Raw genomic sequence first — 13,611 nt, forward strand, 5'->3', positions numbered from 1 at the left:
TGGAGCACACCCCATGAGCACCACACCCGACACGGCGCCCGCCGCCGCGGCGCCGAATTCGAAGGGCGGGGGCGAGGATCAGCGGAAGCTTCCGCTCTTCGCGCTGCTGGCCCTCGCCACCGCCGTCTTCATCACCAGCCTCACCGAGACCCTGCCCGCCGGCCTGCTGCCCGCGATGAGCCAGGACCTGCGGGTGAGCGAGTCCGCGACCGGCCAGACGGTGACGGTCTACGCGATCGGCACCGCCCTGACCGCGATCCCGCTCACCGCGGCCACCGCCGGGTGGCGCCGCAGGAAGCTGCTGCTCACGGCCATGGGCGGGTTCGCCCTCGCCAACACCGTGACAGCCGTGTCATCCGTCTACGAGCTGACGATGGTGGCCCGGTTCGTCGCCGGTGTCGCGGCCGGTGTCGCCTGGGCGCTGCTCGCCGGGTACGCCCGCCGCCTGGCCCCCGTACACCTCCAGGGCAAGGCGATGGCCGTCGCCATGGCCGGTATCCCCGTCGCGCTCTCCCTCGGCGTGCCCGCCGGCACCTTCCTCGGCGACTGGCTCGGCTGGCGCGTGGCATTCCTGTCGATGACCGTGCTCACGGTGGTGCTCCTGGTGTGGATCGCCGTGGGCGTGCCGGACTTCCCCGGCCAGCAGCGGGGCGAGCGGCCGAAGCTGCTGCGGACGCTGACCATCCCGGGGGTCTCCCCGGTGCTGTTCGTGACGCTGGTCTTCGTGCTGGCGCACACCATCCTGTACGCGTACATCGCCACGTACCTCGAAGACCTGGGCCTCGGCGGCTCCACCGGTCTGATCCTGCTGGTCTTCGGCGCCGCCTCGCTGGCGAGCATCTGGATCGTCGGGGCGCAGATCAACCGCCGGCTGCGCGGCCTCACCGTGGGCGGTGCCCTGCTGGTCGCCGTCGCCGCCCTGATCCTGGCGGTCCTGTCCGACTCCACCGCCCTCGTCCATGCCGCCGCGGTGCTGTGGGGGCTGGGCTGGGGCGGTGTGCCGACCCTGCTGCAGACCGCGGTGGGTGACGCGGGCGGCGAGTCGGCCGACGCGGCGCAGGCGATGCTCGTCACGCTCTGGAACGTCGCCATGGCGGGCGGCGGCATCGTCGGCGGCATCCTGCTCGACACGCTCGGCAGCGAGTCCTTCCCCTGGACGGTGCTGCTGCTCCTGCTGCCGGTGATCGCGGTCGTGCTCTACGCCCGCCGGGCCGGCTTCCCTGCCTACCGGCCGGTGGCCGAGGCCGGGGAGGCCCCGGTCGCGGCGGCCTGACAGCACCGCTCCCGGGTCATGTTCATGATTTGTTGACACTTCACCGAGCGGCTCCGGGACCCGGCTCCACCACTGGTGGAGCCGGGTCCTCCCGGCCCGCACGCCCCCCGCACGCCCTTCGCCGAGAGGCGTTTGCGCAGGTCAGGCCGCGAACTTGCAAAATAGGCGGCCGACCCGGGCAAACTCCGCCCCGGACGGTACTTTCACCTCGTACTGATGTGCCATGTTTCCACTCGGGTGCGAGCGATGGCGGGTATCGAGGGGGCGTAGCGTTACATGTCGTCAAGTGAGGTACGGGCGGCGGTGCCGGGCGACGGCACGGGCATGCAGACGTTCATGGACGAGGTCTTCCGGGCGTTCCAGCGGCCGGAGCAGCGTCGTTGGGCGCAGGCGTATCTGTGGGCCCTGATCCATGTGTCCGGCAAGAAGACACCCCGCCGCATGGCGCTGGCGAAGCCCTTACCTCCGGCCGCGGCACACGGTCTCCACCAGTTCATCAACGCCAGCCCGTGGGACTGGACCCCGGTACGCCACCGGCTCGCCCGGCGGGTCGCCGCGCGGACGACACCGCACGCCTGGACCGTCGCCGAACTCATCATCCCCAAGCGCGGCGAGCACTCGGTGGGCGTGCACCGGCGCGTCGACACCGCCACCGGACGCGCCGTCAACTGCCAGCGCGCGCTGGTCCTCTTCCTCGCCTCGGGCACCCAGTGCTTCCCCGTGGACTGGAGCCTCGTGCTCGGCGGGACGTGGGACTCCGACCGGGAGCGCAGGCGCCGTGCGCGCATCCCCGGGTACGAGGCCGGGCGCACCCCCGCCGACCATGTCATCGGGTACGCCGCCGAGGCCGCCGCGCAGCCCCACCTCCCCCGGCTGCCCTGGGTGCTGGACCTGACCCGGTGCGACGCCGCCGCGGGGGTCCTCGCGGGGCTCGCCCGGCTGCGGGCCGACGTGGTGTGCGAGGTTCCGCCGGACCACCCGGTGCTCCTCACCGGGCAGCACACGCCCGTCGTGGCCACGGTGAGCGCGCTCATGGAGGTGCGGCACGCCCGCCAGACCCACGTCCTGCTCCGGCAGACCCCCGACGGCCGGGTCCGGGCCGTACCGGTCCATACCTACGCGGGCACGGTGACGTCCCCGCGCCCCGGCCCCGGCGACGACGCGGGCGCACGCCCGTACCGCATCCTGGAGCGGCCCGACCCGGACGGCCGGCAGCCGCCCCGGTACTGGCTCACCACGCTCACCGACCTGCGGGTGGACGAGGTCCTCCGGCTGGCGCGCAGCCACACCGCCGGCCTCTCGGCGGTGACCACGCTCGGCCGGCGGTACGGGGTCCTCGACTTCGAGGGCCGCTCCTTCCCCGGCTGGCACCACCACATGACCATGGCCTCGGCCGCCTACGTCTACCAGCGCCTGTCCGGCACGTCCGGCGGGACCACCGCCGCTCCGCCGGGCGCGCCGCCCCGCGCCCCGGCCGTCGCGCTGGCCGCCACCCCCGACTGACGTGAGGCCGAGGAGAAGGGCGGGCACGTGAGACAGGTACTCGTAGTGGAGCAGGACACCTCCGCCGCGGCGGCCATGGTGGGCGATCTGAAGCGCCAGGGGTTCACCGCCCGCAGCGTCTCCACCGGGGAGCGGGCCCTGCGGGTGTACGGCGACGCGGATCTGGTGCTGTTCTCCCTGGAACTGCCCGATATCGACGGACTGGAATTGTGCCGGTCCCTGCGGACCGGTGGAGACACAGCGCTCATCGCGGTCACCGACGCCGACGCCGAACTGGAACGGGTCCTCGCTCTGCATGCGGGCGCGGACGACTGTGTGGTGAAAACCTGGGGATTTCGGGAAGTCGGGGCCAGAATCGAGGCGGTACTGCGCCGGGCCCAGCCCCGTCAGATCCTTCCGTCCGCCATTTCCCTGCGCGATCTCCACATCGATCCGCGCCTGCGGGAAGTGCGGCTGCGGGGCCGGCTCGTCGGGGTCACCTCGAAGGAATTCGAGCTGCTCTACACGCTGGCCGCCACCCCGGAGACGGTGGTGACGCGGAAAGAGCTGATGGCCCGGGTCTGGGGCAGCAACTGGGGGCACACCAGCCGCACGATCGACACGCATGTGAGCAGCCTCCGGGCGAAACTCGGCTCCAGCGGCTGGATCATCACCGTCCGGGGCGTGGGCTACCGCATGGGGCACGCCTGGCGGATGCCGGAGACGTCCGCCGGCTGAGCGCACCCACCGATGGCACGGGCCCCGGGCCACGCACGCCCCTCGCCGGGGCCCCGCCGTCGGACCGCCGGGCCCTCGCCGTCAGACCGCCGGGCCCTCGCCGTCAGACCGCCGGGCCCTCGCCGCAAGCCCTCGCCGTCATGCCGCCGCGCCCTCCAGCCGCCGCAGCAGCGGGTGGTGTGCCTCGCCCTTCTCCTCCACCGTCCGCCGCGCCCACCAGGCCGACGCCAGGTTCGAGGTCAGCAGCGTGCGGTGCGGCTCGCGCCGGGCCAGCTCGTCGAGGGCGGCGAGCGTGCCCATACCCGTCCCCGTGCACAGCAGGGCCGTGTCGGCGGGCAGCTCCCGCTCCCGTATCCGGCGCAGGACCGCCTCCGTCGTCACCGCGTACGGGTCGAAGTGCGCGTTCCCGCCCGGGCTCGTGGCCTCCTCCGCCGGGACCCGCACCACCCCCTCGACCGTGAGGCCGGCCCGCTCCCAGAAGGCGCGGGAGGTGTCGGTGAGCCACGGCTCGTACGGGGAGACGAGCGTCAGACGGCTCACCCCCAGCGCCTCGCAGGCCGCGAGGATCGCCTGTGTGGAGGACTGCACGGGATAGCCGGCCCGCTCGGACAGCTCGTCGCAGAAGGCCCGGTCGCCCGCCGGCTCCAGCAGGTAGTGCGAGGCGCTGCACGCCACCACGGTGGCGTCCAGGCGCAGCGCGCCGAAGCTGCCGAGCAGCTCGGGCAGCACCTCGTTGTACGTCTCCAGCATCGCCCGCAGCCCGGCCCCGGGCGTCACCGGGAAACGGGAGGTGTACACATTCATTCCGGCACCGAGCAGATGGTTGAACTCGGGTTCCGCCGTGGGGTTCTCCGGCGGCACGACGACCCCTAGCCGGGGCAGCGAGAAGAGATCCATGGACGCACCGTAGGGCGCGTTTCACCACAACGGGTCCCCTTCCTCCGTCATTTGGCACGTCCACACACCACCCTTTCACTCCCTTTCGTTCCTGACATTCCTTGACACTCCGCAACACAGCCCTGACACGCCAGACATTGCCCTTTCCAGCCACGCGCCGAAGGATATGGATCAGCGAATGCAGGACCGAAATACACAGCCCCTTGTTCGAGACCCTTTCCGGGAAAGAGGAGCAGAGGAAATGGCAGCAGAAGGGCCCGAGAAACTGGAGAGGCCGCCTCGCATATCCGATGCGACACTGCGGGACTCCGCGCACATGGCGGGTGTCGAGTTCGGACCCCAGGACGCCGCCGCCATCGCGGACCTGCTGGTACGCACGGGCGTCGAGCTCGTCGAGGTGGGCATGGTCTCCGGCCCCGACTCCAAGGACGCCGGCCTCGTCCTCGCCACCCACGAGGCGATCACCCCCGAGCGCAGCATGACGCTCCTGGTCGTACGGGACCGGCGTCAGGTCGCCCGTGCGCTGGACGAGGCCGAGCGCCTGGGCGTGCGCCACATCATGTACTCCATCCCCACCTCCGAGCAGCACGCACAGCTGAAGCTCGACTCGGCGAGCCCGAAGTTCCTCCAGGCGCTGGCCCGTTCGGCGATCACCCAGGCCAAGGAGCGCGGTTTCCACGTCACGTTCAGCGGCGAGGACGGCGCCCGTACGCCCCGGGAGCGGCTCGTCCCCTATGTGGAGGCGGGGTTCGCGGCGGGGGCCGACCGGTTCCGGCTCGCGGAGACCGTCGCGTACCTCTCGCCCTGGCAGATGGAGGAGGTCATCGCGGACATCACCGCGATCGACGGCTCCGAGATCGAGATCCACTCGCACAACATGCTGGGCATGGCCGTCGCCAACTCGCTGGCCGCCGTCCGGGCGGGCGCCCGGTGGATCTCCGCGACCGTCGGCGGGATCGGGGAGCGCGGCGGCAACGCCCCGCTGGCCGAGCTGCTCACCTCGCTGCGGGTCATCCACGGCGACACCCGGTTCGACCTGACCCATCTCACCGAGCTGTCCCGGATCGCCCTGCGGGGCGCCGGCCTGGGGGAAGCCTTCCAGTCCGGGCCGACCACCCCGCACGCCTTCGCGTACGAGCTGCCGGGCCAGCTCAGCCACCCGCACGCGTACGAGACGCTGCCCGCAGAACTCGTCGGCAACAGACGTGAGTTGCGCGTCCGCAGCAGGCTCACCACCGCCCTGGTCCGCTGGGCCCTGGCCGACTCGGGTCTGGAGGTGGACGTCGACGCCTTCACCCCGTGGCTGGCCGAGCGGCAGGAGCGCGACGGCCGCCCGCTGCTGGACCGGGACACGATCCGCAAGGCCGCCATCGACTTCCGCCCCGCCGCATAGGCGGACACCCCCTCATCCACCCCGCACCCCTCTCTACGGATCAACGGAGTTCACGATGTCCACCGCCACCCTGACCGGCGTATGCCCCGAGTGCGAGACCGACCTGACCGTCCCCCCGGTCACCCGGGGCGAGACGCTCTCCTGCCCCGAGTGCGTCCTGACCCTCCGCGTCGAGGCCGTCGAGGACGGCCGGCTGACGCTGGAGATGGTCGAGGTGCAGCTGCGCGACTGGGGCCAGTGAGATGGGCGCTCCCCGTCCCGTCGCCCTCGTCGCGGACCGCATCGCCTGGGAGGAACGCCTGCTCATCGCGGCGGCCCCGGGGTTCGGCCTCCGTATCGACTGGGTCAACGACGAGTCCCTCTCCCTCGGCCACCCGGACGCCCCGGCGATCAGGGGGTACGACACCCTCCTCGTCCGCAGCCGCAGCTACACCCGCGGCGGGCTGATCGCCACCCTGGCCGAGGCGGCCGGCGTCCCCACGCTGAACACCGCCCGGGCCATCCACGCCTGCGAGAACAAGGCCGCACTGCGCGCCCTCCTGCGGACCGCGGGCGTGCCCGTCCCCGACCACCGGCTCGTGCTCTCCCGCAAGGACTTCGACAAGGCGCTGGCCGACCTCCCCCTGCCCCTCGTCCTCAAGCCCGTCTTCGGCGGGATGGGCAAGCGGGTCACCCTGATCCGGCACGCCGACACGGCCCACTCCGTGTACGACTACATCGAGGACCTGGCCCACGCCTTCGAGCAGGCAGGCGTGGTCGAGCCGTACCTCGGCGGCAGCTCGGTGCGGTGCCTGGTCGTCGGGCGGGAGCTGATCGGGGCCGCGGAGTTCGAGAGCGGCGGCAGCGACTGGCGCAACAACGCGGCCCTCGGCAACAAGAACCGCGCGGTCGCCCACGACCCCGACGTCGTCAAGATCGTCGACGGTGTGGTCGATGTGCTCGGGCCCGGCGTCTACGGGGTCGACCTCTTCGCCACCCCCGACGGCTACGTCGTCAACGAGGTCAACCACGCCCCCGGCTTCCGGGCCGTGGCCGCCGCCACCGGAGCGGACATCCCCTCGGCCATCGGCCGTCATGTGCAGGAGCTACTCGCATGATCCGTGCAGGAGTCGTCGGCGCCTCCGGGCTCGCCGGCGGCGAACTCATCCGCCTCATCACCCAGCACCCCGACCTGGAACTCACCTTCCTGGGCGGCTCCTCCAACATCGGCCGCCGCCCCTCCGAGCTCCACCCGGGCCTCCGCCTCGACCACGGGCTGACCATCCAACCCGTCACCGAGGACGTCGTGGACCTGGTCGACGTCCTGTTCCTGGCCACCCCGGCGCCGGTCTCGGCCGAGCTGTCCGCGCTGCTCGCCGACCGCATCCCGGCGATCGTCGACCTCAGCGGCGCCTTCCGCATCCGCACGCCGGAGCTCCACGACCGCTGGTACCCGAAGGTCAAGCGGCGCACCGACCTGGCGGACCGCTTCGTCTACGGCGTACCGGAGCTGATCGGCGACCAGCTCAAGGACGCGGCGCTGATCTCGCTGCCCGGCTGCTACGCCACCGCGATCACCCTGGGCCTGGCCCCGCTCACCCTCGGCCTAGGGCTCGACCTCAAGACGGTGGTGGTGGACGGCAAGAGCGGGTCCAGCGGCGGCGGCGTCCAACTGCGCACCTCCGACCTGCACCCGTTCCGGGCCGGAGCCATCGCCCCGTACTCCCCGACCGGGCACCGGCACGCCGCCGAGGTCGGGGACTTCCTGGAGCGGAGCAAGCCCGGCACCATCGGGAACCTGTCCATGTCGGCGTACGGCGTCCCCAACGTACGGGGACTGCTGACCAGTTCGTATGTGTTCACCGACGAGAAGGTGGACCGGCGCGAGCTGAACCGGGCCTTCCTGCGCTTCTACAAGGGGCGCCCGTTCGTCCGGGTGCGGCGGCACGACGAGACGCTGATCCCGGTGCCGGACCCGCAGGTCGTGCTCGGCTCCAACTACGCCGACGTGACGGTCCTGCTGGACGAGGAGGGCGGCCGGATCGTGGTGCTCGCCGCGCTCGACAACCTGGTCAAGGGAGCGGCGGGTCAGGCGGTGCAGGTGACGAACCTGCGGTTCGGCCTGCCGGAGGAGACGGGGTTGACGCAGCAGCCGGTGATGCCGGCGTGAGCGCATCCCCCGCCACCCCTACGGTGGTCAAGCTCGGCGGCAGCTGCCTGGACGACCTCGACGGCGTCTGGTGGGACGACCTGGCCCGGCACGGCCGGGGCCGCCCGCTGGTCCTCGTCCACGGCTGGTCCAAGCCGCTGAAGAGACTCGACGCCCGCTACAGCGAGCCGTCGGCGATCCTGCGCGACCGGTACGGCAACCAGAGCCGGTGGACCACCCCCGAGGTCATCGACGACATCAAGACCGTCAGCGCCGTACTGGCCGAGGACGTCCTTACCCGGCTGGAGCGCCGGGGCATCACCGCCGAGCGGCTGCTCGGCAGCGAGGGGCTGGTCAGCGCGGGCGAGGGCGAGCGCTGGTGGTGGCGGGAGAAGCAGCTCGTCGAACTGGAGAACCTGGTAGGTCCGATCACCGGCGTCGACCCGGCCCCGCTGAAGAACCTCCAGCCGGGCCACGCCTACCTGGTCACCCCGCTCGCCCGGAACGCGGCGGGCCAGGAGGTCAACACCGACGCCGACCGGGCCGCCGCCGCGCTCGCCGGGGCCACCGGCGCCCGGGACCTGGTCCTGGTCACCGACGTCGGCCATCTGCTCATCGACGGCGAGCCGGTACGCCGGATCAGCACCGAGGACGCGGCCGCCTTCCGCGACAAGGGCGCCAAGGGCGGCATGCGCAAGAAGCTGCGGGCCGCGGGCGAGGCCCTGGAACACGGCGTCGAGCGCGTCGTCATCGGCAGCGCCGCCGTCACCGAGCTGCTGGACGGCTCCACCGGCACGCTCATCACCGATGCCCGCACCGCGACAGGAGGAGCGAGCGCATGAGCAGGTCCCGAGTGCTGGTCGTCAACAACGGCACGCTCTCCCTCAAGCAACTCCGCGCCCGCTTCGAGGAGCTGGGCTCGGACACCGAGGCGGTCGACGCCACGTCCGTACCCGCCCGGGTGGACGGCCGCTACCAGGCGATCGTGCTCAGCGGCACCAAGGTGCGCGCGTACGACAGCGCGTTCTACCAGCCCCTGATCGACCTGGTCACGACCGCGGACGTGCCGGTCTTCGGCATCTGCGGCGGGATGCAGATCCTCGCCGTCGCGGCCGGCGGACGCCTCGCGGAGGGGCCGCAGCGGGTCGGCGGTTACCAGGTGCGGGTGGACACGGAGGAGCCGCTCTTCGGCTACGTGAAGCCCACGGTCACCGTCTTCCACCGGCACACCCTCTACCTCCAGGAGGCCCCGGCGGGCTACCGCTCCATCGGCCGCTCCGAGCACGCGCCCGTGGAGTTCCTGCGCTCCGACGACGGCCGCATCCACGGCGCCCAGGCCCACCTGGAGTTCCGCAAGGACGGCCTGGAGATCCTGCGGGGCTTCGCGCGGCTCTACCAGTGACCCGGCCCCCAAACCCTCACACCCTCGGACAGAACAAGGACTTCGCCATGAGCGCAGCAGCATCGGAAGAACCGCAGGACCCCGCCCTCACCGTCCACCTCAACGGCAGCGGCGGCGCCATCAGGGGATGGGTGGTCATCGACACGCTCGTCGACGGCCTGGCGATGGGCGGCACCCGGATGACCCCCGGGGTCACCGAGGAGGAAGTCGCGGGCCTGGCCCGGGACATGACCGAGAAGTTCACCCTGGCCGGGCTGCGCATCGGCGGGGCCAAGGCCGGGATCGTCGCCGACGCCACGAACTCCCACGGCGCGAACCGTGCGGAGACCTTCCGCACCTTCGGCCGCACGGTGAAGCCGCTGCTGCACGGCGGCATCCACCTCGGCATCGACATGGGCGTCACCCCCGCCGACCGGGCGGTCTTCTTCGAGGAGGCGACGTACGACCCCCGCTACCGGCTCGGCGCCCCGGACATGCCGATCGACTGGCGTACGTACTACGAGCCCCTGATCGACGCCACCGGCCACGGGGTCGGCGTCGCCGCGATCACCGCCCTGGAGGCGAGCGGCCGCACCGGGCCCGCCCGGGTCGTGGTGCAGGGGTTCGGTGCGGTGGGCCGGGCGGTGGCCCGGTTCCTGGAGGACCGCGGGCACATCGTCGTGGGCATCGCGGACATCCAGGGCACGATCAGCGCGGACCGGCTGCCGGTCGCCGAACTGGTCGCCATCACCGACCAGTTCGGAGCCATCGACCGCACCCGGCTGCCGCAGGGCGTGACGCTCTCCGGCGAGCCGGACGCCTGGCTGGAGGTGGACGCGGACATCCTGATCCTGGCCGCGCAGAAGTACGCGATCAACGCCGAGAACGCCCACCGCCTGCGGGCCGGCCTGGTGGTGGAGGGCGCCAACCTCGCTTCCAGCGCGGCGGCCAAGGAGAAGGTGGCCGCCTCGGGGGCCGGGCTGGTCCCGGGCGTGATCGCCAACATCGGCGGCGCGGCCTCGGCCGCCCTGGCCGTCACCCGGGTCGTCCCCTTCGACCTGGCTGCCGACGCGCGCAAGGCGTGGGTCTTCGACTGGGTCGGCGACCGGGTCCGACGGAACACCCGGGACCTGCTGGAGATCGCGGCCTCCCGGGCGGGCGACCCGCTGCCCGAGCTGCTCGCCGCCCGCCGGAAGGAGCGCTGATGAGTACGGCGGCGAAGGAACGGCCGGCCGCCGCTGCGGGGACCACCTCCGAGGAGCGCGCAGCCGAGTACCGCCGCCGCGGCTGGTGGCGGAGGGAGACCTTCCTCGACGACCTGCACCGCCAGGCCCGGAAGCACCCGCGCCGACCGGCCGTCGCGGGCCGGCGCGTCGCGGAGTCCCGTACCGACACGCTCGACTACGCCGAACTGAACCGGCTGACGGACCGGTTCGCGCTCGCCCTGCTCGAACTGGGCGTTCAGCGAGGCGACTTCGTCGCCGTACAGATGCCCAACCGGTGGGAGATGGTGCCGCTGATCTTCGCCTCCATCCGGGTCGGCGCGGTCATCGTCCCGATCTCCCCCATCTGCACCGAGGAGGAGCTGCGCCACCGCCTCGGCCTCACCGAGGCACGGGTGTGCATCACCCTGCCCGAGTGGTCGGGCACCCCGCTGGCGGAGATCGCCACCCGCCTGCGGAGGGAACTCCCCTCCCTGGAACACGTGTTGGTGGTCGACGGACCGCTGCCCGAAGGTGCGCTCGCCTTCCATGAGCACTTCGTGGCGCGGGAGCGGGAGGAGCGGGAAGGCGCCACCGCCCGGCTGGAGGGTCTGGCGCTCGGTGCGGACGACCCGTTCGTGGTGCTGTTCACCTCCGGCACCACCGGCCTGTCCAAGGGGGTGCTGCACAGCCAGAACACGGTCCACTCGGCCGTACGCGGGTACGTCGACGCGTTCGGGGCGGGCGAGGGCGAGGGCGGCTGGGTGGCGGCGGTCTCCACGCCGCTGGTCCACTACTCGGGGTTCGCGCAGGGCGTCCTGGCGGGCGTCATGCTGGGCGGGACCGTGGCCTTCCAGGACGTCCGCCGCAACGAGGCGCTGCTCGACCTGGTGGAGCGGTACGGCGCGACCCTCCTGTACGGGCCGCCCGCCACCCTCGCCGATGTGGCCGCCTCCCAGCGCGCCGAGCGGCGGGACACCAGCACGCTGCGGCATGTGGTGATCGGCTCGGCGCCGGTCCTGCGGGAGCTGGCCGACGAGGTCCACGCGACGCTGGGGGCCCGCGTCCACTCGCTGTGGGGCATGTCGGAGAACGGCCCCGTGACCACCACCCGGCCCGAGGACCCCGAGGGCTGGGCGGCGCGGAGCAACGGCAGCCCGATCGACGCCATGGAGACCCGGATCGAGACGTCCGAGGCGTACGGGGCTCCGGGGGCCGGGGGAGCCGTGGGCCGGCTGAAGGTGCGCGGCGCCTCGCTGGCGCTCGGTTACCACCGGCGGCCGGAAGCGTTCGCGGCCGAGCTGGACGAGGACGGCTGGTTCGACACCGGCGACCTCGCCCGGGACGACGGGCGGGGCGGCATCCGCATCATCGGCCGGGCCGGGGACGCGGTCCTGCGGGACGGGCGGGTGGCGCCGATGACGGAACTGGAGGCGGTGATCGGCAGCCACCCGAAGGCGGTCGAGGCCGCACTGGTGGGGCTGAAGCCGTCCGGCGGGAGCAGATCCGACGGGAGCAGATCCGACGGGAGCGGGTCCGACGGGAGCGGGTCCGGCGACGTGATCGTCGCCGTCGTCGTGCCGCGCGGCGGGCGGGGTCCGACGCTGGAGGAGGTCCGGGCCCGGGTCACGGAGGCGGGCCTCGACGCCCGCTTCCTGCCGGACCGGGTGGAGATCGTGCCCGCCCTCCCCAAGACCCTGACGGGCAAGATCCGCAAGGCGCAGCTGCGCGAGCGGTACGCGCCGGGGACCCCCGCCTGACCTGGGCCCCCGCCTGACCCCCGTACCCCCATCGAGCACTGGAGTTGTCATGCCCGAACCGACGCCGGTCACCATGTCGGCGACCCTCGCCGCCGACGAGGCGCTGGCCCGCCGGCGGCGGGCCGGGGAGCGGGTCCTGTCGATGGCGAGCGGGGAGATCGGCCTGCCCGTCCTGCCCGCGCTCCGGGACCGGCTCGCGGCGGCGGCCGACGAGAACGCGTACGGCTCCGTCGCCGGGAGCCCCGCCCTGCGCACCGCCGTCGCCGGGTACTGGGAGCGGCGCGGCCTGGCGACCGACCCGGGGCTCGTGGTGGCGGGTCCCGGCAGCAAGTCGCTGCTGTTCGCGTTGGTCCTGGCCATCGGCGGGGACGTGATCGTGCCGGTGCCGAGCTGGGTGAGTTACGCGGCCCAGGCCCGGCTGGCCGGGGCGCGGCCCATCCCCGTACCGATCCTGCCGGGCCAGGGCGGGGTGCCCGACCCGGACCGGCTGCGCGAGGCGGTCGCCGACGCGCGGGCCGCCGGGCAGCACCCCCGGGCCGTGGTCGTGACCGTGCCGGACAACCCGACCGGGACGGTCGCCTCGGCCGCCACCGTAGGGCGGCTGGCGCAGGCGGCCCGCGAACTGGACCTGGTCATCGTCTCCGACGAGATCTACCGCGACCTGGTCTACGACAGCTCGGAGCCGGCCGTCTCCCCGGCCCTGCACGCCCCCGAGCGGACCGTCGTCACCACCGGGCTGACCAAGAACCTGGCACTCGGCGGCTGGCGCACCGGTGTGGCCCGGCTGCCCGACAGCGAGCGGGGGCGCGCCCTGCACACCCGGCTCACGGCGGTGGCCAGCCAGATCTGGTCCAGCCCGCCCGCGCCGGTGCAGACGGCGGCCGCGTACGCCTTCGAGGAGCCGCCGGAAGTCATCGAGCGGATCGCGGCGAGCCGTCGGCTGCACGAGCGGGTGGTGCGCGCGGTCGCCGCCCGCTTCACAGCCGTGGGCGCGGAGCTGGCCCCCACCGCCGCGACCTGCTACCTCTACCCGGACTTCGAGCCCCTGCGGGAGCAGCTGGCCGCCGCGCACGGCGTGCACGACGGCGACGGGCTGGCCGCGCTGCTCTCCGAGCGGTACGGGGTCGGCGTCCTGCCCGCGAGCGCGTTCGGGGAGCCCGGCCGCCCCCTGCGCATCCGCGCGGCGACCAGCCACTTCTACGGCGAGGGCGACGAGCGGCGCACGGCGTCGCTCCAGGCGGCGGACCCGCTCGCCCTGCCGTGGATACGGGAATCGGTCGACCGGGTCGGCGAGGTCCTGGCCGACCTCGCGGGGGCCCCGGTTCCCGCGCTCGCCCCGCACCCCTGATGTCACCCC

At 73.1% G+C, this 13,611-nt stretch carries 13 protein-coding genes; 12 read left to right on the top strand and 1 reads right to left on the bottom strand.

Going from position 1 to position 13,611, the window contains the following annotated elements; genetic code table 11:
- Positions 1-13 precede the first annotated feature (13 nt).
- From ACIQAK_RS10515 to ACIQAK_RS10525, 3 genes are all read left to right on the top strand, one after another.
- Positions 14-1,273 (top strand): MFS transporter, encoded by a 1,260-nt coding sequence (locus tag ACIQAK_RS10515; RefSeq protein WP_366388796.1) that lies wholly within the window; start codon positions 14-16, stop codon positions 1,271-1,273.
- A 276-nt stretch (positions 1,274-1,549) separates the two neighbouring features.
- A complete protein-coding gene (locus ACIQAK_RS10520; protein WP_366388795.1) occupies positions 1,550-2,776 on the top strand; it encodes a transposase in 1,227 nt (408 codons plus the stop codon).
- Positions 2,777-2,851: 75 nt separating this feature from the next.
- Positions 2,852-3,493, top strand: coding sequence for a response regulator transcription factor (locus ACIQAK_RS10525; protein ID WP_401847992.1), 642 nt, complete (start codon positions 2,852-2,854; stop codon positions 3,491-3,493).
- 138 nt (positions 3,494-3,631) lie between these two features.
- On the opposite strand, the gene ACIQAK_RS10530 is transcribed toward ACIQAK_RS10525, so the two are convergent.
- Positions 3,632-4,390 carry an arylmalonate decarboxylase gene (locus ACIQAK_RS10530; RefSeq protein WP_366388793.1) on the bottom strand — a complete coding sequence of 253 codons (759 nt, stop codon included), beginning with the start codon at positions 4,388-4,390 and terminating at the stop codon, positions 3,632-3,634.
- A gap of 241 nt (positions 4,391-4,631) precedes the next feature.
- On the opposite strand from ACIQAK_RS10530, the gene ACIQAK_RS10535 reads away from it, so the two are divergent.
- The 9 genes from ACIQAK_RS10535 to ACIQAK_RS10575 are packed head-to-tail and all read left to right on the top strand — an operon-like array spanning position 4,632 to position 13,602.
- Complete coding sequence (locus ACIQAK_RS10535; protein ID WP_366388792.1) at positions 4,632-5,783, top strand: LeuA family protein; 1,152 nt, start codon at positions 4,632-4,634, stop codon at positions 5,781-5,783.
- A gap of 55 nt (positions 5,784-5,838) precedes the next feature.
- Positions 5,839-6,024 (top strand): lysine biosynthesis protein LysW, encoded by a 186-nt coding sequence (locus ACIQAK_RS10540; RefSeq protein ID WP_366388791.1) that lies wholly within the window; start codon positions 5,839-5,841, stop codon positions 6,022-6,024.
- Between the two features lies 1 nt (position 6,025).
- Positions 6,026-6,880, top strand: coding sequence for a RimK family alpha-L-glutamate ligase (locus ACIQAK_RS10545; protein WP_366388790.1), 855 nt, complete (start codon positions 6,026-6,028; stop codon positions 6,878-6,880).
- Positions 6,877-7,932 (top strand): N-acetyl-gamma-glutamyl-phosphate reductase, encoded by a 1,056-nt coding sequence (argC, locus tag ACIQAK_RS10550; RefSeq protein WP_366388789.1) that lies wholly within the window; start codon positions 6,877-6,879, stop codon positions 7,930-7,932. Before ACIQAK_RS10545 ends, argC begins: the two co-directional genes overlap by 4 nt.
- On the top strand, positions 7,929-8,753 hold the full coding sequence (locus ACIQAK_RS10555; protein ID WP_366388788.1) for an acetylglutamate kinase: 825 nt from the start codon (positions 7,929-7,931) through the stop codon (positions 8,751-8,753). The genes argC and ACIQAK_RS10555 overlap by 4 nt, the downstream gene beginning before the upstream one ends.
- Positions 8,750-9,313 carry a glutamine amidotransferase-related protein gene (locus tag ACIQAK_RS10560; RefSeq protein WP_366388787.1) on the top strand — a complete coding sequence of 188 codons (564 nt, stop codon included), beginning with the start codon at positions 8,750-8,752 and terminating at the stop codon, positions 9,311-9,313. The genes ACIQAK_RS10555 and ACIQAK_RS10560 overlap by 4 nt, the downstream gene beginning before the upstream one ends.
- A gap of 47 nt (positions 9,314-9,360) precedes the next feature.
- Positions 9,361-10,497: a Glu/Leu/Phe/Val dehydrogenase dimerization domain-containing protein gene (locus ACIQAK_RS10565; protein WP_366388786.1), complete on the top strand. Its 1,137-nt coding sequence runs from the start codon at positions 9,361-9,363 to the stop codon at positions 10,495-10,497.
- On the top strand, positions 10,497-12,254 hold the full coding sequence (locus ACIQAK_RS10570; protein ID WP_366388785.1) for an AMP-binding protein: 1,758 nt from the start codon (positions 10,497-10,499) through the stop codon (positions 12,252-12,254). The genes ACIQAK_RS10565 and ACIQAK_RS10570 overlap by 1 nt, the downstream gene beginning before the upstream one ends.
- Positions 12,255-12,303: 49 nt before the next feature.
- Complete coding sequence (locus ACIQAK_RS10575; RefSeq protein WP_366388784.1) at positions 12,304-13,602, top strand: pyridoxal phosphate-dependent aminotransferase; 1,299 nt, start codon at positions 12,304-12,306, stop codon at positions 13,600-13,602.
- Positions 13,603-13,611: the final 9 nt, after the last annotated feature.

Source organism: Streptomyces sp. NPDC088706 (assembly GCF_044752765.1).
In the GTDB taxonomy this organism is placed as follows: domain Bacteria; phylum Actinomycetota; class Actinomycetes; order Streptomycetales; family Streptomycetaceae; genus Streptomyces.

What these genes read in the sequence shown, in the direction of transcription:
- ACIQAK_RS10515 (WP_366388796.1), top strand. Translation starts at nt 14, where the DNA reads ATGAGCACCACACCCGACACGGCGCCCGCCGCCGCGGCGCCGAATTCG.
- ACIQAK_RS10520 (WP_366388795.1), top strand. Translation starts at nt 1,550, where the DNA reads ATGTCGTCAAGTGAGGTACGGGCGGCGGTGCCGGGCGACGGCACGGGC.
- ACIQAK_RS10525 (WP_401847992.1), top strand. Translation starts at nt 2,852, where the DNA reads ATGGTGGGCGATCTGAAGCGCCAGGGGTTCACCGCCCGCAGCGTCTCC.
- ACIQAK_RS10530 (WP_366388793.1), bottom strand. Translation starts at nt 4,390, where the DNA reads ATGGATCTCTTCTCGCTGCCCCGGCTAGGGGTCGTCGTGCCGCCGGAG.
- ACIQAK_RS10535 (WP_366388792.1), top strand. Translation starts at nt 4,632, where the DNA reads ATGGCAGCAGAAGGGCCCGAGAAACTGGAGAGGCCGCCTCGCATATCC.
- ACIQAK_RS10540 (WP_366388791.1), top strand. Translation starts at nt 5,839, where the DNA reads ATGTCCACCGCCACCCTGACCGGCGTATGCCCCGAGTGCGAGACCGAC.
- ACIQAK_RS10545 (WP_366388790.1), top strand. Translation starts at nt 6,026, where the DNA reads ATGGGCGCTCCCCGTCCCGTCGCCCTCGTCGCGGACCGCATCGCCTGG.
- argC (WP_366388789.1), top strand. Translation starts at nt 6,877, where the DNA reads ATGATCCGTGCAGGAGTCGTCGGCGCCTCCGGGCTCGCCGGCGGCGAA.
- ACIQAK_RS10560 (WP_366388787.1), top strand. Translation starts at nt 8,750, where the DNA reads ATGAGCAGGTCCCGAGTGCTGGTCGTCAACAACGGCACGCTCTCCCTC.
- ACIQAK_RS10565 (WP_366388786.1), top strand. Translation starts at nt 9,361, where the DNA reads ATGAGCGCAGCAGCATCGGAAGAACCGCAGGACCCCGCCCTCACCGTC.
- ACIQAK_RS10570 (WP_366388785.1), top strand. Translation starts at nt 10,497, where the DNA reads ATGAGTACGGCGGCGAAGGAACGGCCGGCCGCCGCTGCGGGGACCACC.
- ACIQAK_RS10575 (WP_366388784.1), top strand. Translation starts at nt 12,304, where the DNA reads ATGCCCGAACCGACGCCGGTCACCATGTCGGCGACCCTCGCCGCCGAC.